Origin of the sequence: Parahoeflea alexandrii (assembly GCF_024105735.1) — a bacterium.
Lineage (GTDB): Bacteria > Pseudomonadota > Alphaproteobacteria > Rhizobiales > Rhizobiaceae > Hoeflea > Hoeflea alexandrii.
Genome location: NZ_JAAAML010000002.1, coordinates 787191 through 808914 on the forward strand (window position 1 = coordinate 787191; position 21724 = coordinate 808914).

Below are 21724 nucleotides of genomic sequence, written 5' to 3' on the forward strand. Positions count from 1 at the left end.
TAAGGCGGAGCGCTTTGCCGCAGGCTGGTGTTTCCTGCCTAGATAGCGTGGAGCGGAGCGATCCGCTATGGTCGCGGCAGAATTGACTGGTTCCCATGCGCAAAGCCCGACGGCTTGACGCTGGCGTGAAGAAGTACGGGATTAAGAGATGTCAGAACAGCGCGTTTCCTCAGATGGCGGCATGCAGACCAGCTATGGCTTCCGCACCGTCTCCGATGGCGAAAAGCAGGATCTGGTCAATGATGTCTTTCACAAGGTCGCCAAGCGCTATGACATCATGAATGATGTGATGTCAGGTGGACTGCACCGGGTCTGGAAAGATGCCATGGTGGCAAGCCTCAATCCGCCGCGCCGCCCCGGCTTCCGCTTTCTCGACGTGGCCGGCGGCACCGGCGACATCGCCTTCCGCATTGTTGCGGCCTCGGACGGTCAGGCCCAGGGCACCGTGCTTGACATCAACGGCTCGATGCTCGGCGTCGGTGCCGAACGCGCCCAAAAGAAGGGCTATTCCGGCAATCTCGACTTTGTCGAGGCCAATGCCGAGGAACTGCCGTTCGAGGACGCGAGTTTCGACGCCTACACGATCGCCTTCGGCATCCGCAACGTGCCCGACATCGACAAGGCGCTGAGAGAAGCCTACCGCGTGCTCCGCCGCGGCGGCCGCTTCCTCTGCCTTGAATTCTCCGAAGTCGAGATGCCGATCCTCGATCGCGTCTATGATGCCTGGTCGTTCAACGGCATTCCGGCGGTTGGAAAGGCGATTGCCGGCGAGGCCGAGCCGTACCAGTATCTGGTCGAATCGATCCGCAAATTCCCGCGCCAGGCCGATTTCGCCCGGATGATCGAGCGTGCCGGCTTCTCCCGTGTCGGCTACACCAACTACACCGGCGGCATCGCGGCGCTTCATTCGGCCTGGAAGATCTGACCGGCATGGCAAGTCTCGGTACCTATCTGCGCCTGATGCGGGCGGGCTTCATCCTTGTGCGCGAGGGCGTGATCTCGTCACTGCCAGCCGACGAGCTCCCGGCACCGGCGAAATTCGGCCACCGGGTCGCCGGCCTGCTGGCCCGGCGCAAGGCCAGAACTGCCGAACGCACCGACAGGCTGGCCCGTGCCGTCGAGCGGCTGGGGCCGTCCTGGGTCAAGCTCGGCCAGTTCCTGGCCACGCGGCCCGATGTGGTCGGCGCCGAGATCGCCGATGATCTCTCCGGGCTGCAGGACCGGATGGCGACCTTCCCGGAAGCGCTTGCCCGCGCGGAAATCGAAGCTTCGCTCGGCCGACCGGTCAACGAGCTTTACTCGCGCTTCGATCCGCCGATTGCGGCGGCCTCGATCGCCCAGGTCCATCCCGCCGAAGTCACCGATGGAAACGGCACCCGCAAGGTCGCCGTCAAGGTGGTCCGCCCCGGCGTGCGCCAGCGCTTCAGGCGCGATCTCGAAGCCTTCTACCTGGTCTCGGAACTGCAGGAGCGCTTCATCCCGTCCTCGCGCCGGCTCCGCCCGGTGGAGATCACCAAGACGCTCGAACAGACCACCCGCATCGAGATGGATCTCAGGCTCGAGGCCGCCGCCCTGTCCGAGATGGCCGACAACACGCGCGACGATCCCGGCTTCCGCGTGCCGGCAGTCGACTGGGAGCGGACCGGACGCGATGTGGTTACCATGGAATGGATCGACGGCATCAAGATGAGTGATGTGTCGGGCCTCAAGGCTGCCGGTCACGATCTCGATCAGCTCGCCGACACGCTGATCCAGTCGTTCCTGCGCCACACCCTGCGCGACGGCTTCTTTCACGCCGACATGCACCAGGGCAATCTCTTCGTCGACCCGGCGGGCATGATCGTCGCTGTCGACATGGGCATCGTCAGCCGGCTGGGCAAGAAGGAACGCCGCTTCCTCGCCGAAATCCTCTACGGTTTCATCACCCGGGATTACCGCCGTGTCGCCGACGTGCATTTTGAAGCCGGCTATGTGCCGGCCAGGCATGACCCGGCGAGCTTCGCCCAGGCGATCCGCGCCATCGGCGAGCCGATCCATGGCCAGCCGGCGGAAACCATCTCGATGGCACGGCTGTTGACGCTTCTGTTCGAGGTCACCGAGCTGTTCGACATGGAAACCCGGCCAGAGCTGGTGATGCTGCAGAAGACCATGGTCGTGGTCGAGGGCGTGTCGCGCACGCTCAATCCCAGGTTCAACATGTGGAAGGCCGCCGAGCCGGTGGTGGGCGACTGGATCCGCGACAATCTCGGTCCCAAGCGCATCGCCGTTGACATCCGCGAAGGCGCCATCGCCGCCTTCAAGCTTGCCGAGCAACTGCCGGATCTTGCTGCCCGCACCGAACGCTTCTCGCAGGAGGTCGGCGAGATGGCCGAAAACGGTCTGCGTTTCGATCCCGCCACCTCCGAAGCCATCGGCAAGGCCGAGGCGCGCCACACCCGTTCGGGCCGGGTGGCGTTGTGGATCATCGCTGCGGCTGCGGTCTGGATGGCGCTCGCCTTCCACCCTATATGGTAAGTGTGACCTTTTACCGTCCCATTTCCCTTGACGATATCGACGTGGAGCCCCTGGCCGATGAGGCCTGGGCCGATGGCTATCCCTTTGTCGAGCGCATGAGGCATGACTGGAAGTCAGGCGAGAACCGCTTCGACGGTCCGGGTGAACGCCTTGTCGGTGCCTTCGATGGCGCAAGTCTGATCGGCTTCTGCGGCCTCAACCGGGACCCTTACATAAGCGAAATCGCCGGGCGCATCCGACATCTCTATGTCGATCTCGATCACCGCCAATTCGGCGTTGGCCGGACCCTTGTCGACCGGGCTCTCGACGGTGCCTCCGTCTGGTTCCCCCGCGTCCGCCTCCGTGCCACCCCGGCCTCGCGCAGCTTCTATGAGCATCTCGGTTTCGTGCCGGTCGACGAGACCGAGGCGACCCACACAATGGGGCTCAGGTAAATCCCCCCGTCCCCGGTCGGGCATGTATGCGGGCTGGCATGGAGGAATTTGCAATTCGCGCCCGTATTGCGCTAGCTTGTGCCGTGCGCCGGCCATTGGGCCGGGCCAGCATTCGCCGACGGGCCATCTGAGCGCCGTCCCGACAGAAAACCCGGCAGCGGAATGCCTCTGGCGTTTCCGCGTTTTGATATGCCGGGGTACACACAAGCATTGGATGAACATATGAGCGAGGCCAAATCCGGCGATATCGTGCGGATAAACTACACCGGCAAATTGACAGACGGCACCCGGTTCGACAGTTCCGAGGGACGCGAGCCCCTGGAATTCGAGGTTGGTTCCGGCCAGATCATTCCCGGCCTTGACCGCGAAGTCGCGGGCATGAAGGTCGGTGACAAGCAGACGGTTACCGTTCCGGCCGAAGAGGCCTACGGCCCCCATGATGCCGCCAAGGTTCAGCAAATCCCGCGCAGCGCCCTGCCGCCCGAACTCGAGCCGCAGGCCGGCATGCAATTGCAGGCTCAGACGCCTCAGGGAGGCCAGGTGGCGCTCGTCATCACCGCCCTCGATGAACAGGAAGTGACCGTCGACGCCAACCACCCGCTGGCCGGACAGGACCTGGTGTTCGAAATCGAGATGGTCGAGATCGTCAAGGCGGCCTGATCAGGGCGGCCTGACCGCATGAGACCTGGACAACCCGGCCCGGCGCCGGGTTGTCGCTTCCACGGAGGATGCCCTGCCTCTGTGATGATCAGCGGCCCGGGCAGATGCCGCGATGCGTCGTGACCGGTCGCGTTTGACTGCAATGCATGCAATGCCTACATTGCAGTCATAGAAAGATCTCTGCCCGTGAGGTGCATCATGGCAACGCTGACCATTCGCAATCTCGACGACTCCGTGAAGCAGGCGCTGCGCGAGCGCGCCGCCCGTCATGGCGTGTCGATGGAAGAAGAGGCCCGCGTGCTGTTGCGCACCGGCCTTTCCGGGTCTGCCGAGGCCAGGGAAAGTCTTTGGGACAGGGTCTCAAGGCTACGCGAGAAATACGGGACCGCAGATCTGGAAATCCCCGAACGCACGGAACTGGCCGGGGAACGTGAAGCGTTTGCCGATTGGCAAGACCGTCAATGATCCTCGATACAAATGTGATTTCGGAATTTGTGGCGGCTGAACCGTCGCGGGCAGTTGTCGACTGGTTCAGTTCCGTACCCGAAGATGGCCTCTATGTTCCGGCTATTGTCAAAGCCGAGATCCTGCTTGGAATAGAACTTCTTCCGGATGGCCGGAGGAAATCCATCCTTGAGACCTTCGTGAAGAATTTCCTGATGCCATATGAGCAGGGCCGGATTTTGCCTTTCGAGACTGCGGACGCTGTTTTCTACGCTGAGATTGTCAGCCGGCGAAAACGGATGGGCCGACCCATAACTGGTGTTGATGCCCAGATTGCCGCCATCGCACTTCGTCGCGGCTTGCCCATTGCCACCCGCAATACCCGCGATTTTGCCGATTGCGGTGTCACGCTCATCAACCCCTGGGAACCCGCATCATGACGCTTTCAGGCAAACGCATCCTCCTGATCATTTCGGGCGGCATCGCCGCCTACAAGTCGCTCGACCTGATCCGTCGCCTGCGCGAACGCGGCGCCGAGGTGCGGCCCGTCATGACGGCGGGCGCGCAGGAGTTCGTCACGCCGCTGGCCGTCGGCGCGCTGTCCTCCGGCCACGTCTACACCGATCTGTTCTCGCGCGAGGACGAGCAGGATGTCGGCCATATAAGGCTGGCGCGCGACTGCGACCTGATCTGCGTTGCCCCCGCGACCGCCGACCTGATGGCGAAAATGGCAAACGGCCTCGCGGGTGATCTCGCCTCCACCGTCCTGCTCGCCACCAACAAGCCGGTGCTGGTCGCACCCGCCATGAACCCGGCGATGTGGTCCCACGCCGCCACCCGCCGCAACGTGGAAATGCTCCGGCAGGACGGCATCCGCTTCATCGGCCCGATGTCCGGCGAGATGGCCGAAAGCAATGAGGCCGGAGAGGGCCGCATGGCCGAGCCGCTGCAGATCGTGGCCGCCATCGAGGCGCTCATGGACGACGCACCGAAGCCGCTCGCCGGCAGGACCGCCATCGTCACCTCGGGCCCGACGCACGAGCCGATCGACCCGGTGCGCTACATCGCCAACCGCTCGTCCGGCAAGCAGGGCCACGCCATCGCCGCCCATCTCGCCCGTCTCGGCGCGCAAGTGACGCTGGTCTCCGGCCCGGTGACGATCCCCGATCCCGCAGGCGTCAACGTCATCCATGTCGAGAGCGCCCGCGAGATGCTTGATGCCGTCACCAATGCCCTGCCCGCCGACATCGCCGTCTTCGTTGCCGCCGTCGCCGACTGGCGCGTTTCAGCCTCGGCGGACAACAAGATCAAGAAGAAGGAAGGCGAGGGGCCCGCGCCGCTCGAACTGACCGAAAACCCCGACATCCTCAGGACCATCGGCCACCACCAGAACCGTCCTCAGCTGGTGGTAGGCTTCGCCGCCGAAACCGCCGACGTGATCTCCAATGCGCAAGCCAAGCTCGCCCGCAAGGGCGCAGATTTCATCGTCGCCAACGACGTTTCGCCAGAAACCGGCATCATGGGCGGCGACCGCAACCGCGTCCGTATTGTCTCGAAAGATGGCGTCGAGGACTGGCCCGATCTGAGCAAGGACGAAACTGCGGCAAGGCTGGCGGCAAGGATTGCCAAGTTCATCGCCGACTGGGACTAGCTTGGCTCAGCTCTCGTTGATCCAGAAATGGCGCGTCGTGGCAGCACTGGATGAAGCAGGCCCAGCGATCTGGCTGCAATCGAGAAATGCAGATTCGTTGAATTGACAGCCGTCATTGCCGCCCGGCCAGTTGAAATCTATGGCTGCCGAGTTGCTGAGGAATACCTAGGATAGTTCTCATTGCTGGTCGTCTATGGGCAGGAAGATATCGCTGCGCAGATCCTCCGGTTTGGTATCAACAGGTGAGTTGAGGTACGCCTCAAATCCCGGACGCTCCGAGATTTCAAAGCCTGAACCGGGCAGCCAGACACCATAGAGCCAGTGATAGGCGCCCCTCATATTCGCGTAAGGCCCTTTGTATCTTAGCTTGGCATAGCGCCCGGCTGGTCGCAGCAGTTCTTCAGTACCCTTCGGTATTTCCAGACCCTCAGACCAGGGTGTGCAGGCCGCAGACCTCAGAGTTTCCTCAGGTCGCAGATCTGGGTCATCGTAGAAAACTGCCTGCATCGGTGCGTTTTGCGCCAACATTTGTGCTTTTGTCAAAATGCTAAAGAGTCGTGTCATCGCGGCGTCGATTCGTAAGTATGAACCGATATGGGGGACACTGACACATCGGACCGCGTCATGATGTTCTATGCTGACGTGAAAGCCTTTCGCATTCGCATTGGCAATAGCGGCTTTGAATGCGGCATGGCTGCCGCTTAGACGATAAGCACCCGGTGTTTTGCCGTAGGCGTCACGGAAAGCACGCGAAAAGGCGTCCTGCGAGCGATATTGTGCCAGTTTCGAGATGTCTGATATCTTCATATCTGAGTTAGCCAAACGGTCAGCTGCGCGTTGTAAGCGCAAACGTCGTAGCGTGGCGGCTACAGTCTCTCCGACCATGGCGGTGTAAATCCGGTGCCAATGATAGCTGGACAGACAGGCCACATTGGACAGCGAGACAATGTCGATGTCGCTTTCCACGTTGGCATGTAGATACGCTGTGACACGGTCCAGACGGTCACGATAGCTCTGTTGCGTTGCTCGCATTGCCTTCACCGCTGTGGGGGGCAAGATCAAGCCCCCCCATTCGATAATCTACGCAACCCGATCGAGAGAACCAGCAGTATCAAGAGGAGGGCGAAGAACATCATCACACCCGACTTGAAAACGGTAGACACGGAACTGAGCCAAACGATAGAAGGCGAGATTGTTGGAAAGTGCATCAAGAGTGTAATGACCAGTCCGTTTTCGATGTAATCCGCCGCGCCGCTAATCAATGGCAAGACGCAAATCCAACTTGGGAAAGCTGTTCGGCTTTGAAATTTTCCAAGGAGCCATAACCAGACTGCTGCGCCTGCCAGAGCGTACAGAGCCGGGTAAATCATATCCAATGCCAACTGGCGGGTCAGGTAATAGTGCCTGCCCTCCTCGCCAAGACTGTCCAGAAATGTCTGTGCGTAATCGATGCCGTAGCCCGTTGGCATGATATCGAAAGGCAGCAGCCCTCCGGAGTATTGCTGAACTTGCGGTATGGTAACCGTGAGCATGAGCACATAGACAAGGTTCGAGACGATGAAAAGCGCCAAGACCTTCTTCCCGTCTGGTGCTTTGCTCAATATCGAAGACCAGCCGGACCTTTCCACGGTAAAACTCTTTGGGGTTGGCTTCATCATTTTCTCCAGATTGCGATACCTCAACCCATGTTAGGTGAGGTGCGACCGACAAATCCTGCTAAATCAAGAGAAACATGGTTCGCTTCCGCTCAAAGAGTGCGCAATCTGGATTGGCGATCACCGAAGCAACCAGAAATCCACGAATCCCTTGTCAGAATTCGACATCGGCCGAAATGCGGCATCCAAGGGTCGACGCTCGGGGAAAGGGCTGTCGTTGCTATGGCGCTCCTCGAACCTTGTCCGTCCTCAGGCCACTTCAGCCACCTTCACCGCCGCCACCTGCACCGGCGCAAACCGTGCCGACGATATCCCGCCCGCAGTCAGCGTGACGATGCTCCCCGCCGGGATCTCGTGCCATTTCGTGTCCGTGTCGTGAAACGGTTCGGACACCAGGCAGTGGCCCTGGTTGTTGCAGGTCGGTGCGGAATAGAGCGTCGGCGCGTAGTCGTCGTTGGAGTAGCGGATCGCGTGCAGCGTCTCGCCGTCGGAAAACGCCGCGGTGAACCGCACCAGCTCGCGCACGCCGGCGCGGGCCGCTTCCGAAAGCGCAAAGCGGATGGCTTCGCCGAAGGCCGCCGCGGGATCGGTCTCGAGCCCGAATTCGATCGCCAGCAGGAACAGCAGCTCGGAATCGGTGGTGCCGTGCCGGGCCTGGTAAAGCCGGTCAGAAAGGGCCGTTTCCATCGGCCGCCGGATCTTCTCGAAGCCGGCGATCTGGCCGTTGTGCATGAACGACCAGCGGCCATTGACGAACGGGTGGCAATTGTCGCGGCTGGTCGCCCCGCCGGTCGAGGCGCGCACATGGGCCAGGAACAGCGGCGAGCGGATCTGCCGCGCCAGCGATTTCAGATTGCAGTCCGACCAGGCCGGCAGCACGTCACGGTAAAGCCCGGGTTCGGGGTGCTCGCCATACCAGGCCACGCCAAAGCCGTCACCATTGGTTGCCGTCTTGGCCTGGGTGGCCTGCTGCGATTGCTCGACCAGCGAGTGACCCGGCGCGGAGATGATCTGCTCCAGCGGGATCGGCGTTCCACGGTAGGCGGCCCATCGGCACATGCGCGTCTATTTGCTCCGGTTGTGCATCCGGTGATGCATCTCGTTGATCATACGGCTTGCAGTTTTCTCAAAGGTAAACGGCAGGATCGCGTGGATCAGCGCGCAAAACCCGGCAGCAAACAGCTTGGCCGAAAACTTGCCGGCGAAAACCAGGTGTTCGAAATAGGTCTCGTCGACCGATTGCGGGTGGTCGGTGAAAAGGCGGGCGATCTGGTTGGACATGTGCTTGTATCCCTCATTTGAATTGGTTCCTGAGAGGATAGCCCGATTCAGAGGGAGAAATGTCCCATTTGTCCTTTATCGTAATAAAAAATTGGGATATATGTCCCGACATGCACCAGATTGACGATATGGATGTCCGAATACTCACCCAGCTCCAGCGCGACGGTACCCTGTCGGTGGACGCGCTCTCCGAGCGGGTCAACCTGTCGCGCAATGCCTGTTGGCGCCGGGTCAAGCTGATGGAGGAGCGTGGGCTGATCAGGGATCGCGTCGCCATCCTTGATGCGGAAGCGGCCGGCTGCGGCCTTTCGGTGTTCATCTTCGTCCGCGCCGCCAGCCATGATGCCGACTGGCTCAGGCAGTTTCGCGAGGCAGTCGCAGGCTTTCCCGAGATCGTTGGCGTCTACCGCACCTCCGGCGATCTCGATTACGTGCTCCGCGCCCGCGTGTCCGACGTCAAGGCCTATGACCGTCTCTACCAGCGGCTGATCGCCAAGGTGAAACTGGCCGACGTCTCCGCCTCCTTCGTCATGGAGGAGATCAAGGAGACGACGCAGATCCCGCTCTCCGCGCTCGGTCGCGGCTCATCAGGCTGAAAGGGCGCTTGAGCCCAAACGTCAGTCCTTCCGGTCCTTCAGGCGCGACAGCGCCATGTTGATCGACGCCATCCGGGCTTCGACCTGGTCAAGATCGGCGGTGCCGCGGCCGGTCTGCCGCTCCAGCTCGAACTTCATGTTGGTGATCCGTTCGATCTTCTCGTCGGTCGTCAGGCTGTTGTGCTCCGAAACTTCTTCGGGCGTCAGTTCGGTCTCGAGTTTGGAATCCATCTTGAGGCTCATCTCGGTCTCCTTTTCGTGTGACAGGTTGACAACGCGTGCTGCCCGCCGGAGTTCCGGCAATGGGTGCCCGAAATTGAACAATCCGTTTCCATGTAGACCCTTATAAGACGCCGTCCCGCCCGCTACATTCCAGCCAACGCAAATCCTGCCGGCCCTTTATCCGGCAACGATACCGAGGAGACTTCCATGTCCATCAGGCCAGTCCGCCACCAGTCCACCGCCGTGCCGCACCTCGAAGGTGCCGGTGTGCATCTTCAGCGCGCCTTCGGTTTCGACGATCCGTCGCTCACCGATCCGTTCCTGCTGTTTGACGATTTCCGCAATTCCCAGCCCGAGAAGTATCTCAAGGGCTTTCCCTGGCATCCGCATCGCGGCATCGAGACCATCACCTATGTGCTGGCCGGCACCGTCGAGCATGGCGACAGCCTCGGCAACACCGGCACCCTGGGCGCGGGCGACGTGCAGTGGATGACCGCCGGCAGCGGCATCATGCACCAGGAAATGCCCAAGGGCGATTTCGCCGGCAAGATGCACGGCTTCCAGCTCTGGGCCAACCTGCCGTCGTCGATGAAGATGACCGCACCGCGTTACCAGGACGTCACCGCCTCCGACATCCCGGTCGAAATCGATGATGACGGCACCGCCGCCCGCATCATCTGCGGCGAGTTCTGGGGCAAGCGCGGCCCGGTCGACGGCATTGCCGCCGAGCCGTCCTATGTCGACATCTCGGTGCCGCCCGGAAAGCGCAAGACCTTCAAGGTCGACGCCTACCGTTCGGCCTTCGCCTACATCTTCGCCGGTTCCGGCACCTTCCGTGATGCATCCAGGCCGTTCGGCGTGCTGGTCGAAAAGGAAGTCGAAGGCGAGGAAATCCAGATCCGCGACATGTCGGGCGACCGCACGCTGGTGGTCTTCGACACCGGCGACGAGATCACGGTTCAGGCCGGCGACCAGGGCATCCGCTTCCTGCTGGTCTCCGGCAAGCCGATCCAGGAGCCTGTCGCCTGGCATGGCCCGATCGTCATGAACACCCGCCAGGAACTCATCCAGGCGGTGACCGAACTGCAGAACGGTACCTTCATCAGGCCGGCACACTAGCGCCGGTCAACCTCTTGAGCGTGACAATGCCGGGATCAGTCCCGGCATTGTTTTTGCCGGCTGTGCCTGGTCAGCCCACCATCCCGGCGGGCGGATGCGTGCTTTCAAGCTCGATCGGATCCCTCGGGACAGGATGATGTTTGATGTCAAACCAGTTGCGATGTGACGTTCAGAAGCTTCATTCGGGCGACAGCGGTTTGCCTCCATCCAGCGCTCCCCGCCTTCAAGTTGCAATCAGCCAGTTTTCATTTGCGGCTCGGTGCCCCATCCCGATGACGGCCGCCGGGCGAATGGTTCAAGCCCATGATATTAAAAGCTTTATCATATTCTAAAGGGAAGCCGATCGAGGCTTTTGGTTTACCACGAAAGCCAAGCCGGCTTGCAACTGAAGGCCGTACGGTGCAAATGTTCGCGAACCGGTAAGGCTGTGGATCGGTTCTGTTCACGCCGCCTTGCCAGACCAGCGTTGCGAAAGGTGTGAACACGATGAGTTCCGACCGCCTGAGAAAAACCAACTACGGCCCTGCGGACGTGTTCGCCTATTTTCGTGAAGCCTGCCAGACCGCCCAGCTCTCGGAAGCCTTGCTTGACAAATGCCTGCCGGACGATCTGCATCGTTCTCATTTTTACATCGTCAATCATCTGGCCAGGGGCGGCGATGGCGAGACGCCCCAGCAGATCACCGATGCCATGCAGGTGACGAAAACGACCATCAGTCATTCGCTTGCCGTGCTTGAGAAGCGCGGTTTCATCAAGACCCGGCCAAGCGTGTCGGATGCCCGGTCCAAGGAGGTTTTCATCACCGATGCCGGACGCGATTTTCAGCAAAAGGCGGTTGCCGCGCTGACCAGGCTTTATGGGGTCTTTCTTCGTGACGACGATTTCCGGGTGATGGGCGAAGCGCTTCCCAGTCTCGTGTCGATCCGCCGGCTGCTCGAAAGCAACAGCGCCGTCGGGCCGGACTGAAGCACCCGCTTGAAACGGTTGCAGGAAGCGGCTTTCAGACCGGGACACCCAACACTCTGGCCGTCAGGCATGATGCGCGGTGGCCGGAACAGTTTGATTATATGACAGGGCCTTCCCGCAAAGGGAATGTTCCGTGCTAAGGTCCTTCGGGATTTGCGTCGGAAGATGGTTGATTTCAGGAAGACCGCACCGAGTTTTGGCAACCCGTTCGGTATTGCCGGGCTGGCGAGAATTGTAGAGGGAACTCTGGACAGAATGGATTCGGGGAACAAAGCAGGCCAGGTCTTCGCGTTCTTCAATGAAGTCGCCATAATCGACCAACTGGGGACAACGCTGCTCGGAAAGGTGCTGCCCGACGGCGTCCACCCGTCTCACTTCGCCATCGTGGTCCATCTCGCGCGTGCCGGCAACGGCAAGACGCCGGGCGCACTCGCCAGCGCCATGCAGGTGACCAAGGCGACCATGAGCCATTCGCTCAAGGTCCTCGAAGGCCATGGCTTCATCGAGATCCGGCCGAACGGAACCGACGCCCGGTCCAAGAATGTTTTCCTCACCGACTCCGGCCGCGCCTTCCAGGGCGAAGCGATTGGTGCCGCAGCCCGCACCTTCAGCCAGTTCCTGCGCGAGTCCCACATCGACACAATCAGCGACCTGTTGCCAGGTCTTGCCGCGATTCGCACGCTGCTAGATCAAAACCGCAATCCGGGCATCAAGTGAAGCCACTGAGCCGCGCCGTCGTTTTGAAACCTCAACGCGTCTTGTGAGCCCGAACCAGCGTCCCGTACCGGCGTCCGCCGTGATGCGAAGCAGTCAGCGCTTCACGGGCTCGCCACCAAAAGTTTGAGAGTCACAGACGAGAAAATCTTTGCTGTTTATGCTACCAAGCCCTGCGAAACTGAATTCCGCGATGGCGGAATGCCAGTGCGGCTGGCCTCTGGTCCGGACCGTTCGCCTTCGGTCCCGGCCGTCGGGGCAAAGCAAGGGGAAAAAAGACACGTGACGAATTCCGGCAAGGAACGCAACGAAGCCTACGCCTTTTTCAATGAGGTCAACACCATTGACCTGCTCTGCAAGACATTGATCTCGAAGATCTTGCCGGACGGCGTCCATCCGTCCCATTTCGCCATCATCCTCCATCTTGTCCGGCTGGGTGATGAGAAGACGCCACAGGCTCTGGCCGGTGCCATGGAGGTCAGCAAGGCCACGATGAGTCATTCGCTCAAGGTTCTGGAAAAACGCGGTTTCATCGAAATCCGCCCATGCGATCAGGACGCCCGTTCAAAGCTGGTCTATCTGACTGATAGCGGCCGCCATTTCCACAGTCAGGCAATTGCAGCCTCTGCGCGCACCTTCGGGAGCTTCCTGAAAGACGAGCACCGGCAAGCCATGGTCGGTGCTATGCCGACGCTCGTGACGATCCGCAGGTTGCTCGATGAAAATCGCGAACCGGTGAGCGATGACTGAAAGCCCGGGCATCCATCTGTGGGGTCTCGATGAAGTTCGCCCCAGCGGTCACAGCGCCTTGTACATGTAGGTGGTGGCGTGCATCGCCGCTCCGTCCGGGTCGAGCGCAAAACCGGGAATGATCCCGGCGGTGCGGAATCCGGCAGCCTTGTAGAGCGGCTCGGCCTTGTCGCCGGTCTTGGTGTCGAGCGTGATGAGTGTCTTGCCCGCGGCGCGCGCTTCCGTCTCAAGGGCCGCCATCAGGGCGCGTCCGACGCCCTTTCGCCTGGCCACCGGATGCACCATCATCTTCGCCACCTCGCAACGGTGCGGCTGGTTGGGCGGCAGCGCCAGGATCAGCTGCACGCTCCCGGCAATCTCTCCGTCAAGTTCCGCTGCCAGCAGCTTGCGCTTACCGGCCCGGACTTCCGGAAATACCTGGGTGGTGAAGAAGGCGCGCCCGTCGGTAGTTGAAAAGGGCTGCATGTATCCGATCGCTGCACCGTCGTTGACCGTATGCGCCATGATCTCCGCAAGTCTGCCGGCATGAAAGTCAAGCGCGTCGGCCGCGAGTGAATGAATGCTGATGCTGGTCATGATGCCTCACACAAGAACGATGAGATAGGACGCGGCATCACTGCCGGTCCGGAAGCGCGAAGGGCCGTAAAGCTGGTAGCGCAGGCAGTCGCCCGCCTCGAGCAGGTACTCCTCGCCGCTGGTGTTGACCGTCAGCCTGCCGGAAAGCATCAGCAGGTGATGCTCATGCCCGGGCAGGGAAGGGGCCGCGTAGGAGATGTCCTGGTAGGCGTCGAGGTCGCAGCGCACCACCTCTGCGGACAGCCCGCCGCTGGGCGGAGAAACCACCCGGCGTGAAAACCCGTTGTCGGCGTCCTGCCACTGGCTCTGCTCACCCTTCCGCACCAGCGGTGCGAATGGTGCTTCGATCGGTGCCAGCAACTGCGATATCGTCATCCGGTAACAGGTCGACAGAGCGCCGAGTGTCTCCGCCGTGGGGCTGACTTCGCCGTTCTCCACCCGCGACAGTGTCGAGCGGCTGATCCCGCTGGCCTCCGCCAACTGCTGCAGTGACCAGCCCCTTTCAGCCCGGATCTGTTTCAGCCGCTCCGCAAGTCTTGAGTTCAGGTTTGTCAAGTGAATTCCCGTATATGAGATTAATTTCCATATAAGGAATAATCCTGCTTCCGGATTTCGTCAAGCGCGTCTCGCCATGCGCTTCGGCAGTAAAGGCTTCTTAAGCCGCGCCTGATAGGGATGGTGTCGCTAAAGGGGACCCGATGAGCAAAAGCCTGTACCTGACCCGAATCGCAGAACTCCGTCCCCAGGCCTTCAGACGCGCCGAACTGCTGGGCGCACTCAGCTATGCGCTGGACCTGACCGAGGGGCAGCCGCAAGGCCACTGCATCCGCTGCTGCTGGATTGGAACCCGTATCGGCGAGGCGCTGAACCTGCCCGTCGAAATGCTCAGTGATCTCTACTACACCTTGCTGCTCAAGGATCTCGGCTGCTCGAGCAACGCCGCGCGGATCTGCGAGCTCTATCTCGCCGACGACATTTCCTTCAAGCGCGATTTCAAGACCATTGACGGCAGTCTCTCGTCCGCCTTGCGCTTCGTGTTCAAGAAGACCGGGCTGGAATCGGGCCTGAGCGAGCGCATCCGCGCCATCGTCAACATCCTGCAGAACGGCGGCGAGATATCCCGCAGCCTGATCGAGACCCGCTGCCATCGCGGCGCCGACATTGCGGCCCGGATGCGCTTTTCCGAGGCTGTTCAGAGCGGCATCCTTTCGCTTGATGAGCATTGGGATGGCTCAGGCAAGCCCGAGGGCCTGAAGGCGCAGGAAATCCCGGTGATCTCCAACATCGCGCTTCTCGCCCAGGTGATCGACATTTTCCACAACGAAAACGGCGCCGCCGCGGCACTTCGTGAAGCCGGGGCCCGCGCCGGCGACTGGTTCGATCCCGCGCTGGTCGACGCCTTCCTGCAGGCCCAGTCCGATCCGGAATTCTGGCCTGCGCTTGTCGCGCCGGATATCGAGGCCCGCGTATTTGCGATGCAGCCGGGGCTGACCTCGGAAGTGGTGGATGAAGACTATCTCGATGATGTCGCCGCCGCCTTCTCCGATGTGGTTGACGCCAAGAGCCCTTTTACCGCCGACCATTCCAATCGTGTCACGCTCTACACGGACATGATCGCCGAGGAACTTGGCCTTGATGCCGCCCACCGCCGCTGGCTTCGCCGTGCCGCCTTGCTGCATGACCTGGGCAAGCTCGGGGTTTCCAACCAGGTGCTCGACAAGCCCGGCAAGCCGGACGAAGCGGAGTGGGCGTCGATAAGGCGCCACCCGGTGCAAAGCGAGGCCATCCTTGCGCGCGTTGCAGCCTTCACCGATATAGCTCCGGTCGCCGCCGCCCATCACGAGCGGCTTGATGGCAAGGGCTATCCCTATGGCCTTGCCGGCGCCGAAATCTGCCTCGAAGCACGAATACTCACGGTTGCCGATGTCTTCGACGCGCTCTCGGCGGAGCGGCCCTACCGCGCCGCCATGCCCATCTCCAAGGCGCTCTCCATTCTCGATGCCGACGCCGGTTCCGCCTTCGATCCGGCCTGTATCGCTGCGCTCAAATCGGGCCTCGCGAAGCTCAATGCGGAGATGGCTGCCTAGCCCGGGTCGAAAGTCCAGAGAGATGGCGAACCAGGCCGCGCGCGAGCCGGGATCCGGGGCTCACGCCACGGTGTCAGAACTCGGTGACCACAGTCACGCCGACCCCCTCGAACCGGTCCATTCCCATCAGTGCGTCGATGGATTGGGCCAGGGTGATCTTTCGTCCCACCAGTTCGGCCGGCTTCAGCCGTCCCGCCGCGATCATTTCAAACATCGCGCCGTAGCGGTGCGCCTGCATGCCGTGGCTTCCGAGGATCTCAAGCTCGTGGCTGATGACCCTGCCCATCGGCACCGGCGGCATGCTGTCATTTCCCAGCATCAGGCCGACCTGTATGTGCTTGCCGCGTTTGCGCAGCGAATGGATCGAGTTCACGCATGTACCGATCGCACCCAGTGCGTCGAGCGAAACATGCACTCCGCCACCGGAGATCTCCAGCACCGCCGCGGGCACATCGTCCACGTCGCGGGCGTTGACCGTCGCCACCGCGCCCAGTTTGCGCGCCAGAGCAAGCGCCGGTTCGGAGATATCCACGGCCACCACATTGGCGCCCGCCGCGACAGCGATCATGATGGCGGACAACCCGACACCGCCGCAGCCATGCACGGCAACCCATTGACCGGCGGAAACCTTGCCCTGATCGATGACCGCCCGGAACGAAGTGACGAACCGGCAGCCCAGGCTCGCCGCGGTGGCGAAATCGAGACTCTCGGGCAGCGCAACCAGATTGAGATCGGCGCGTTCGATCGACACATATTCCGCGAACGATCCCCAATGCGTGAAACCGGGCTGGAACTGGTTGTCGCAAACCTGCTGATGTCCGGCATGGCACTCCGGGCAGGAGCCGCAGCCGCCGACAAACGGAACCGTCACCCGGTCGCCCGGCTTCCAGCGCGTCACCTCGTTACCCACCGCCTCGACTATTCCCGCAAGCTCATGCCCCGGCACATGCGGCAGCACGATATCGGCATCATGCCCTACCCAGCCATGCCAGTCGCTCCGGCACACACCGGTGGCCATCACCCGTATCACCACCCCGTGCGGCTTCGGTGCAGGATCGGGAAGGCTGACCAGTTTTGGTGGCTGGCTGAAGGCTTCGTACAGGATGGCTTTCATGATCGGGACCGGTCAGGATGTGGGAAGTTCGATAAGGGCTTACACCGCAGTTGGTTGATTGGAAACCGGGATAAGGTGTACCTATGTTCTGGTAGCAGCTTCGCGCCCTGTTCATTTTCAGAAAATGCGGTAGATCGGCACATTCGTGCATCCAACCGGGGCACACGCAGTAAAGGGTATCACGGCCATGTCGACAAAGCCCGTTACGAACATCTCCGACCGCGGTGGACTGGAGACCTCGCGCCCGCTCCTCGATGCGATGAGCAACGCGGTCTACACGACGGACCGCAACGGCATCATCACCTATTTCAATCCTGCGGCTACTGCCCTTTGGGGGCGCGAACCGGAAATCGGAGTCAGCCTCTGGTGTGGATCACTGGGGTTGAGGCGTCCGGACGGAACACCGGTCAATCCTGAAGACTGCCCCATGGCGGTCTGCCTGAAAACCGGTGAGCCGGTCGGCAAAACCGAAATGCTTGTCGAACGTCCAGATGGCGACCTGCGCCACGTTCTGGTCTCGCCGCAGCCGATCCGCGACGCTGATGGCCAGATGATTGGCGCCATCAACACACTCGATGACATCACCGAACTGCGTGAAAGCGAACGTCAGCGTGACACCAGCAATCAGCTGACCGAATCGATCCTGCGCAATTCGAAGGATTGCATCAAGCTGGTCGATCTGGACGGCACGCTTCGCTCCATCAATCCCTGCGGCTGCTCAAGCCTCGAAATGGCCTCGCCCGAGGATGCGGTTGGCAGGAACTATTTCGATTTCTGGCAGGGTGCCGATCGCGATTCGGCAATGGCGGCGGCCAAGACTGCCGAACTGTCGGGCGCTGGCCGGTTCACCGCTGATTTTGTAAGCCCTTCGGGCAAGCGCACCACCTGGGACGAAATGCTGTCGCTGATCACCGACGCCAGGGGAACGCCGACCGGATATCTGGTGATCTCCCGCGACATCACCAATGAATTGCGCGAAGCGCGTAACAAGACCCGGCAACTGGCGCGTCAGGAGGCCTTGACCGAGATTGGAACGCTGGCCCTTGCCGAGGGATCGTTTCAGTCCTTCATGGACCGGACCATTGCGCTGGTGGCCCAGGTGCTGGAACTGCCTCTTGCAAAGATCCTGCCTTTCGCCGACCAGGCCGATCATCTCTGGCTGGCGTCCGGTGTGGGTTGGCACGAGGGGCTCGTCGGCACCGCAAGCGTTGGCGTCGAGCTTGCCTCGCAGGCGGGCTACACGCTGTCGGTGCAGGGGCCGGTGGTGGTCCATGATCTGCGCAGCGAAACCCGCTTTGACGGCCCGCCGCTTCTGCACGAGCATGGCGTGCGCAGCGGCATCAGTGTCACTATTCCGGGCACGGGCGCTCGCCCCTTCGGCGTCATCGGCGTGCATGACACCCGGATCCGTGACTTTGATGATGGCGAGGTCGCGTTCCTCGTCACGGTTGCCAATCTCATCGCCAGCTGCCACCGCCAGCATGAAGCCGGCAAGCGCCAGCGGCTCCTGGTGCGTGAGATCGCCCACCGCTCGGGCAACATGCTGCAGTTCGTCACCTCGATCTTCAACCAGACCGTTCGCAATGCCGACAGCCTCGCCGAGGCCAAGGTCAAGTTCGAGGCGCGGCTGGCCCAGATGTCGCGGTCGAACCTACTGATTTCCAATGGCGGCTGGACCAAGGCCAGTGTTCGAGAGCTTGTCGCCCAGACAATCGAACCCTTCACCGACCGTACCGATATCACCGGACGTGACGTCATCCTGTCTGCCGACATGTGTTTCGATCTCAGCCTTGTGCTGCATGAACTTGTGACCAATTCGAGCAAATATGGCGCCTTCGCAGGCGAGAGCGGCCGGGTCAGTCTCAAATGGTCGGTTACCTCCGACGGTGACCGCAAGAGCTTCGTGCTCGAATGGAGCGACGGCATTCGCCAGACGGCGGCGACAACGCCCGGGACCGGTTTCGGAACCAGGCTGATCCGCCAGCTGGTCGAATCCAAATGGTCTGGCAAGGTGACGACGGAGCTTGAGCCGAATTTTCACTGTGTTCTGTCGCTGCCGCTTCCCCCGGCCTGAGATCGAGTAACCTGCGAAAGCACGGAAAACGGGCTGTACTCACGCTTTCGTGACAGGTCGCAAACCACGAGCCATGCTCCGAAACCCCGGAAAACCGGGCTTCATCCCGCCTGTGCGATCTCGCCGCAGCGCGGAACTTCTGCCAGCCCTGCCCGTTGACCTGCCGAATCCCAAAAGGAGCAGGCATGTCAACAATCACAACCATCAACCCCGCGACAGAACAACCCATCGAGACCTATGAGCTGATGAGCGAGGCAGAAGCCACCCGCCGTCTTGAGGCTTCCCATGAGGCTTTTCTCGAATGGCGCAAACTCTCGCATCAGGAGCGGGCACCTTATCTCACCAGGATCGCGCAGAAGCTGCGTGACAATGCAGATGAACTCGCCGAACTGATGACCCGCGAGACCGGCAAGTTGCTCAAGGATGGTCACACCGAGATCAAGATCTGTGCTGCCATTCTCGATTACACCGCCAAGAACGGGCCGGAGATGCTGGCCGACGAGGAGCGGACCCATGGCACCAAGGGTCAGCGTGGAGTTGTCAGCTATCAGCCGATCGGCGTGATCTACTCGATCCAGCCATGGAACTTTCCGCTCTACCAGCCGATCCGCGTGCTTGCCGCCAATCTGATGGCCGGCAATGGCTGCGTGCTCAAGCATGCCAGCATCTGCACCGGCTCGGGCCTGCGCCTGCGTGAACTGTGTATCGAGGCCGGTCTGCCCGAAGACCTGTTCCAGGTCGTGCTCATCGACCATGATACCAGCGACAAGCTGATCGAGCACCCGAAGGTCCGTGGCGTCACGATGACCGGCTCCGATGGCGCAGGCCGGCATATCGGCTCGGTTGCGGCCAAGGCACTGAAGAAGACCGTGCTCGAACTCGGCTCCAACGATGCCTATCTCGTGCTCGAGGATGCCGACATCGAAACCGCGGTGAAATTCTCGGCTATGGGCCGGCTCTACAACAATGGCGAGACCTGCGTGTCGGCCAAGCGCTTCATCGTCACCGACAAGGTCTACGACGCCTTCGTCGAGGCCTTCGTTGCGCAGATGAAATCCGTCACCATGGGCGATCCCATGGATGAGGACACAGACCTTGGCCCGCTGTCGAGCCAGGATCAGTTCGACACCGTGAAGAGCCAAGTCGACGAAAGCGTTGAAAAGGGCGCCAGCATTCTCTGCGGCGGCGAAGCGCCGGACCGCACCGGCGCCTACTACCCGGCCACCGTGCTCGGCGACCTCAAGCCCGGCATGCCTGCCCATGACGACGAGATCTTCGGCCCGGTCGCCTCCATCATCCGCGCCCGCGACGACGAGCACGCCATGCAGCTTGCCAATGAAAGCCGCTATGGTCTCGGCGGCGGCATTTTCTCGCGCGACGAGGGCCGGGCGCTGAAGCTCGCCCGGGATCATTTCGACACCGGCATGGTTCGCATCAATTCCTTCGGCGCAGCTGATCCCAACATGCCCTTCGGCGGCGTCAAGGATTCCGGCTACGGTCGCGAGCACGGCGGTTTCGGCATGAAGGAATTCGTCAACGCCAAGGCGATCTTCCTGCCATGATCACGCTGCACGCCCTTCAGTATTCGCGCGCCACCCGTGTGCTCTGGCTGCTGGCCGATCTTGGCCAGCCCTGCGAACGGGTGGATTACCGGCGCACCGAAGCGTTTCGCGCCCCCGAAGACCTGTCGCGGGTTCATCCGCTCGGCAAGTCGCCGGTGGTCGAGGATGATGGCGAGACCATCGCCGAATCCGCCACCATCCTGCGCTACCTCGTCGAGAAATACGGCGACACCACGCACCGGCCGCCCCACGGCACTCCCGCCTTCTGGCGGCACGAAGCGCTGCTTGATTACGTCGAGGGCTCCTTCGCCCCCGTCGTCCTGCGCGCCATCCTGCCGGCCTTCGACGGCAAGCCGGTGCCCGAGCAGGCGCAGGCGGCGCTCGACGACCATCTCGCCTATATCGCCGGCGAACGCGGCGAGGGGCCGCTTCTCTTCGGTGAGGCGCCGATGCTGGCAGACATCCAGTTTTCCTACCTGATCGCGATGCTTGACCGTTTCGGCCTTCTCGAAGGCCATCCGGCCGTGGCCGATTACTGGAAGCAGTTGCAGCGCCAGCCAGGCTACATCGCCGCCACCGAAGCCGCGGGGCCGATGGTCCCGCCTTCGGAATAAACCGCCGTACCCGACCCGGTCTCCCGGCTTCCCGTTCCGGGCCAGCCGGCCCCCGATTGCCATTCGAACTCAAAAGGACATTCATCATGCCCAAGACTATCCTCGTCGCCGGCGCCACCGGCAAGACCGGCCGCCATCTGGTCCAGACCCTGCTCGATCAGGGCCAGAGCCCGATCGCGCTTGTCCGCGAAAGCTCCGACACCAGCACTCTGCCCGAGGGCGTTGCCTTGCGTCAGGGCGACCTTACCGATCTTCAGCCCGGCGTCTGCGAGGGCGTCGACGTGGTTGTCTTCGCCGCCGGATCAGGCGGCTCCACCGGCCCGGAAATGACCGAGAAGGTCGACCGCGACGGCGCCATCCGCCTGGTTAATCTGGCCGCAAGCGCCGGTGTCGAGCGCTTCGTCATGCTCAGTTCCATCGGTGCCGACCAGTCCGACCCCGAAGGCGATCTCGCCCATTATCTAAAGGCCAAGCATGCCGCCGACGAACACCTCAAGGGTTCGTCCGTAACCCATGCCATCCTGCGCCCGGTGGCGCTTACCGATGGCGATGAAAGCGAAAACGTCGTCCTCGGCGAGAATGTCGACAAGACTGCGAAGGCCGCCCGCGCCGATGTTGCACGGCTTCTCGCCGAAGCTGCCATCACCGGTCGGTTTGACGGCAAGGCGCTCGACATGCAGTCGGCCTGAGC

At 61.7% G+C, this 21724-nt stretch carries 25 protein-coding genes; 17 read left to right on the forward strand and 8 right to left on the reverse strand.

Going from position 1 to position 21724, the window contains the following annotated elements:
* Positions 1-148 precede the first annotated feature (148 nt).
* The 7 genes from ubiE to coaBC all read left to right on the forward strand — a co-directional run bounded on the left by ubiE (position 149) and on the right by coaBC (position 5703).
* Complete coding sequence (gene ubiE / locus GTW23_RS13330) at positions 149-925, forward strand: bifunctional demethylmenaquinone methyltransferase/2-methoxy-6-polyprenyl-1,4-benzoquinol methylase UbiE (RefSeq protein ID WP_252916114.1); 777 nt, start codon at positions 149-151, stop codon at positions 923-925.
* Positions 926-930: 5 nt separating this feature from the next.
* On the forward strand, positions 931-2514 hold the full coding sequence (gene ubiB / locus GTW23_RS13335; RefSeq protein WP_252916115.1) for a 2-polyprenylphenol 6-hydroxylase: 1584 nt from the start codon (positions 931-933) through the stop codon (positions 2512-2514).
* A gap of 2 nt (positions 2515-2516) precedes the next feature.
* Positions 2517-2948 (forward strand): GNAT family N-acetyltransferase, encoded by a 432-nt coding sequence (locus GTW23_RS13340; protein ID WP_252916116.1) that lies wholly within the window; start codon positions 2517-2519, stop codon positions 2946-2948.
* 222 nt (positions 2949-3170) lie between these two features.
* Positions 3171-3608 (forward strand): FKBP-type peptidyl-prolyl cis-trans isomerase, encoded by a 438-nt coding sequence (locus GTW23_RS13345; protein ID WP_152010730.1) that lies wholly within the window; start codon positions 3171-3173, stop codon positions 3606-3608.
* Between the two features lie 198 nt (positions 3609-3806).
* On the forward strand, positions 3807-4073 hold the full coding sequence (locus GTW23_RS13350) for a FitA-like ribbon-helix-helix domain-containing protein (RefSeq protein WP_252916117.1): 267 nt from the start codon (positions 3807-3809) through the stop codon (positions 4071-4073).
* A complete protein-coding gene (locus GTW23_RS13355) occupies positions 4070-4492 on the forward strand; it encodes a type II toxin-antitoxin system VapC family toxin (RefSeq protein ID WP_252916118.1) in 423 nt (140 codons plus the stop codon). Before GTW23_RS13350 ends, GTW23_RS13355 begins: the two co-directional genes overlap by 4 nt.
* Positions 4489-5703, forward strand: coding sequence for a bifunctional phosphopantothenoylcysteine decarboxylase/phosphopantothenate--cysteine ligase CoaBC (gene coaBC / locus GTW23_RS13360; RefSeq protein WP_252916119.1), 1215 nt, complete (start codon positions 4489-4491; stop codon positions 5701-5703). The genes GTW23_RS13355 and coaBC overlap by 4 nt, the downstream gene beginning before the upstream one ends.
* Before the next feature lie 177 nt (positions 5704-5880).
* Here coaBC and GTW23_RS13365 read toward each other — a convergent pair whose 3' ends face one another.
* The 4 genes from GTW23_RS13365 to GTW23_RS13380 form a co-directional block, all read right to left on the reverse strand.
* On the reverse strand, positions 5881-6735 hold the full coding sequence (locus tag GTW23_RS13365) for an AraC family transcriptional regulator (protein WP_252916120.1): 855 nt from the start codon (positions 6733-6735) through the stop codon (positions 5881-5883).
* Positions 6736-6761: 26 nt separating this feature from the next.
* The gene (locus GTW23_RS13370; RefSeq protein WP_152010725.1) at positions 6762-7358 is read right to left on the reverse strand and encodes a hypothetical protein; all 597 of its coding nucleotides are present in this window, start codon (positions 7356-7358) and stop codon (positions 6762-6764) included.
* A 249-nt stretch (positions 7359-7607) separates the two neighbouring features.
* The gene (locus tag GTW23_RS13375; RefSeq protein ID WP_152010724.1) at positions 7608-8417 is read right to left on the reverse strand and encodes a class II glutamine amidotransferase; all 810 of its coding nucleotides are present in this window, start codon (positions 8415-8417) and stop codon (positions 7608-7610) included.
* 6 nt (positions 8418-8423) lie between these two features.
* Positions 8424-8639 carry a DUF6356 family protein gene (locus GTW23_RS13380; protein ID WP_152010723.1) on the reverse strand — a complete coding sequence of 72 codons (216 nt, stop codon included), beginning with the start codon at positions 8637-8639 and terminating at the stop codon, positions 8424-8426.
* Positions 8640-8749: 110 nt separating this feature from the next.
* Between GTW23_RS13380 and GTW23_RS13385 the strand changes: the two genes are divergently transcribed.
* Positions 8750-9235: an Lrp/AsnC family transcriptional regulator gene (locus GTW23_RS13385; protein ID WP_252916121.1), complete on the forward strand. Its 486-nt coding sequence runs from the start codon at positions 8750-8752 to the stop codon at positions 9233-9235.
* 21 nt (positions 9236-9256) lie between these two features.
* Here the strand turns inward: GTW23_RS13385 and GTW23_RS13390 are convergent, their stop codons facing one another.
* Entirely contained in the window at positions 9257-9478 is a 222-nt protein-coding gene (locus GTW23_RS13390; protein WP_252916122.1) for a hypothetical protein, read from the reverse strand.
* A gap of 186 nt (positions 9479-9664) precedes the next feature.
* On the opposite strand from GTW23_RS13390, the gene GTW23_RS13395 reads away from it, so the two are divergent.
* The 4 genes from GTW23_RS13395 to GTW23_RS13410 all read left to right on the forward strand — a co-directional run bounded on the left by GTW23_RS13395 (position 9665) and on the right by GTW23_RS13410 (position 13006).
* Positions 9665-10576, forward strand: coding sequence for a pirin family protein (locus tag GTW23_RS13395; protein ID WP_152010720.1), 912 nt, complete (start codon positions 9665-9667; stop codon positions 10574-10576).
* Positions 10577-11062: 486 nt separating this feature from the next.
* A complete protein-coding gene (locus tag GTW23_RS13400; protein WP_152011679.1) occupies positions 11063-11542 on the forward strand; it encodes a MarR family winged helix-turn-helix transcriptional regulator in 480 nt (159 codons plus the stop codon).
* 165 nt (positions 11543-11707) lie between these two features.
* Positions 11708-12259, forward strand: a complete 552-nt coding sequence (locus GTW23_RS13405) for a MarR family winged helix-turn-helix transcriptional regulator (RefSeq protein WP_252916123.1) — start codon at positions 11708-11710, stop codon at positions 12257-12259.
* Between the two features lie 123 nt (positions 12260-12382).
* Complete coding sequence (locus GTW23_RS13410) at positions 12383-13006, forward strand: MarR family winged helix-turn-helix transcriptional regulator (protein ID WP_252916124.1); 624 nt, start codon at positions 12383-12385, stop codon at positions 13004-13006.
* A 48-nt stretch (positions 13007-13054) separates the two neighbouring features.
* On the opposite strand, the gene GTW23_RS13415 is transcribed toward GTW23_RS13410, so the two are convergent.
* Both GTW23_RS13415 and GTW23_RS13420 read right to left on the reverse strand, forming a co-directional pair.
* Positions 13055-13582 (reverse strand): GNAT family N-acetyltransferase, encoded by a 528-nt coding sequence (locus tag GTW23_RS13415; protein ID WP_252916125.1) that lies wholly within the window; start codon positions 13580-13582, stop codon positions 13055-13057.
* 6 nt (positions 13583-13588) lie between these two features.
* Positions 13589-14137 (reverse strand): helix-turn-helix domain-containing protein, encoded by a 549-nt coding sequence (locus GTW23_RS13420; protein ID WP_252916126.1) that lies wholly within the window; start codon positions 14135-14137, stop codon positions 13589-13591.
* A gap of 143 nt (positions 14138-14280) precedes the next feature.
* On the opposite strand from GTW23_RS13420, the gene GTW23_RS13425 reads away from it, so the two are divergent.
* Positions 14281-15669: an HD-GYP domain-containing protein gene (locus tag GTW23_RS13425; RefSeq protein ID WP_252916127.1), complete on the forward strand. Its 1389-nt coding sequence runs from the start codon at positions 14281-14283 to the stop codon at positions 15667-15669.
* A 73-nt stretch (positions 15670-15742) separates the two neighbouring features.
* On the opposite strand, the gene GTW23_RS13430 is transcribed toward GTW23_RS13425, so the two are convergent.
* Complete coding sequence (locus GTW23_RS13430) at positions 15743-16783, reverse strand: zinc-dependent alcohol dehydrogenase family protein (protein WP_252916128.1); 1041 nt, start codon at positions 16781-16783, stop codon at positions 15743-15745.
* 187 nt (positions 16784-16970) lie between these two features.
* Between GTW23_RS13430 and GTW23_RS13435 the strand changes: the two genes are divergently transcribed.
* The 4 genes from GTW23_RS13435 (at position 16971) to GTW23_RS13450 (ending at position 21722) form a co-directional block, all read left to right on the forward strand.
* On the forward strand, positions 16971-18857 hold the full coding sequence (locus tag GTW23_RS13435; protein ID WP_252916129.1) for a PAS domain-containing sensor histidine kinase: 1887 nt from the start codon (positions 16971-16973) through the stop codon (positions 18855-18857).
* 185 nt (positions 18858-19042) lie between these two features.
* Positions 19043-20419, forward strand: coding sequence for an NAD-dependent succinate-semialdehyde dehydrogenase (locus GTW23_RS13440; RefSeq protein WP_252916130.1), 1377 nt, complete (start codon positions 19043-19045; stop codon positions 20417-20419).
* Complete coding sequence (locus GTW23_RS13445) at positions 20416-21033, forward strand: glutathione S-transferase family protein (protein ID WP_252916131.1); 618 nt, start codon at positions 20416-20418, stop codon at positions 21031-21033. Before GTW23_RS13440 ends, GTW23_RS13445 begins: the two co-directional genes overlap by 4 nt.
* Before the next feature lie 86 nt (positions 21034-21119).
* The gene (locus tag GTW23_RS13450; RefSeq protein WP_252916132.1) at positions 21120-21722 is read left to right on the forward strand and encodes an SDR family oxidoreductase; all 603 of its coding nucleotides are present in this window, start codon (positions 21120-21122) and stop codon (positions 21720-21722) included.
* Positions 21723-21724 lie beyond the last annotated feature (2 nt).

Excerpts from the sequence above, each read along its gene's own strand:
- GTW23_RS13405 (WP_252916123.1), top strand. The coding sequence starts at position 11,708 with ATGGTTGATTTCAGGAAGACCGCACCGAGTTTTGGCAACCCGTTCGGT.
- GTW23_RS13430 (WP_252916128.1), bottom strand. The coding sequence starts at position 16,783 with ATGAAAGCCATCCTGTACGAAGCCTTCAGCCAGCCACCAAAACTGGTC.
- GTW23_RS13350 (WP_252916117.1), top strand. The coding sequence starts at position 3,807 with ATGGCAACGCTGACCATTCGCAATCTCGACGACTCCGTGAAGCAGGCG.
- GTW23_RS13355 (WP_252916118.1), top strand. The coding sequence starts at position 4,070 with ATGATCCTCGATACAAATGTGATTTCGGAATTTGTGGCGGCTGAACCG.
- GTW23_RS13370 (WP_152010725.1), bottom strand. The coding sequence starts at position 7,358 with ATGAAGCCAACCCCAAAGAGTTTTACCGTGGAAAGGTCCGGCTGGTCT.
- ubiB (WP_252916115.1), top strand. The coding sequence starts at position 931 with ATGGCAAGTCTCGGTACCTATCTGCGCCTGATGCGGGCGGGCTTCATC.
- ubiE (WP_252916114.1), top strand. The coding sequence starts at position 149 with ATGTCAGAACAGCGCGTTTCCTCAGATGGCGGCATGCAGACCAGCTAT.
- GTW23_RS13415 (WP_252916125.1), bottom strand. The coding sequence starts at position 13,582 with ATGACCAGCATCAGCATTCATTCACTCGCGGCCGACGCGCTTGACTTT.
- GTW23_RS13440 (WP_252916130.1), top strand. The coding sequence starts at position 19,043 with ATGTCAACAATCACAACCATCAACCCCGCGACAGAACAACCCATCGAG.
- GTW23_RS13365 (WP_252916120.1), bottom strand. The coding sequence starts at position 6,735 with ATGCGAGCAACGCAACAGAGCTATCGTGACCGTCTGGACCGTGTCACA.
- GTW23_RS13435 (WP_252916129.1), top strand. The coding sequence starts at position 16,971 with ATGTCGACAAAGCCCGTTACGAACATCTCCGACCGCGGTGGACTGGAG.
- GTW23_RS13375 (WP_152010724.1), bottom strand. The coding sequence starts at position 8,417 with ATGTGCCGATGGGCCGCCTACCGTGGAACGCCGATCCCGCTGGAGCAG.
- GTW23_RS13425 (WP_252916127.1), top strand. The coding sequence starts at position 14,281 with ATGAGCAAAAGCCTGTACCTGACCCGAATCGCAGAACTCCGTCCCCAG.
- GTW23_RS13345 (WP_152010730.1), top strand. The coding sequence starts at position 3,171 with ATGAGCGAGGCCAAATCCGGCGATATCGTGCGGATAAACTACACCGGC.
- GTW23_RS13395 (WP_152010720.1), top strand. The coding sequence starts at position 9,665 with ATGTCCATCAGGCCAGTCCGCCACCAGTCCACCGCCGTGCCGCACCTC.
- GTW23_RS13400 (WP_152011679.1), top strand. The coding sequence starts at position 11,063 with ATGAGTTCCGACCGCCTGAGAAAAACCAACTACGGCCCTGCGGACGTG.
- GTW23_RS13450 (WP_252916132.1), top strand. The coding sequence starts at position 21,120 with ATGCCCAAGACTATCCTCGTCGCCGGCGCCACCGGCAAGACCGGCCGC.
- coaBC (WP_252916119.1), top strand. The coding sequence starts at position 4,489 with ATGACGCTTTCAGGCAAACGCATCCTCCTGATCATTTCGGGCGGCATC.
- GTW23_RS13445 (WP_252916131.1), top strand. The coding sequence starts at position 20,416 with ATGATCACGCTGCACGCCCTTCAGTATTCGCGCGCCACCCGTGTGCTC.
- GTW23_RS13390 (WP_252916122.1), bottom strand. The coding sequence starts at position 9,478 with ATGAGCCTCAAGATGGATTCCAAACTCGAGACCGAACTGACGCCCGAA.
- GTW23_RS13380 (WP_152010723.1), bottom strand. The coding sequence starts at position 8,639 with ATGTCCAACCAGATCGCCCGCCTTTTCACCGACCACCCGCAATCGGTC.
- GTW23_RS13385 (WP_252916121.1), top strand. The coding sequence starts at position 8,750 with ATGCACCAGATTGACGATATGGATGTCCGAATACTCACCCAGCTCCAG.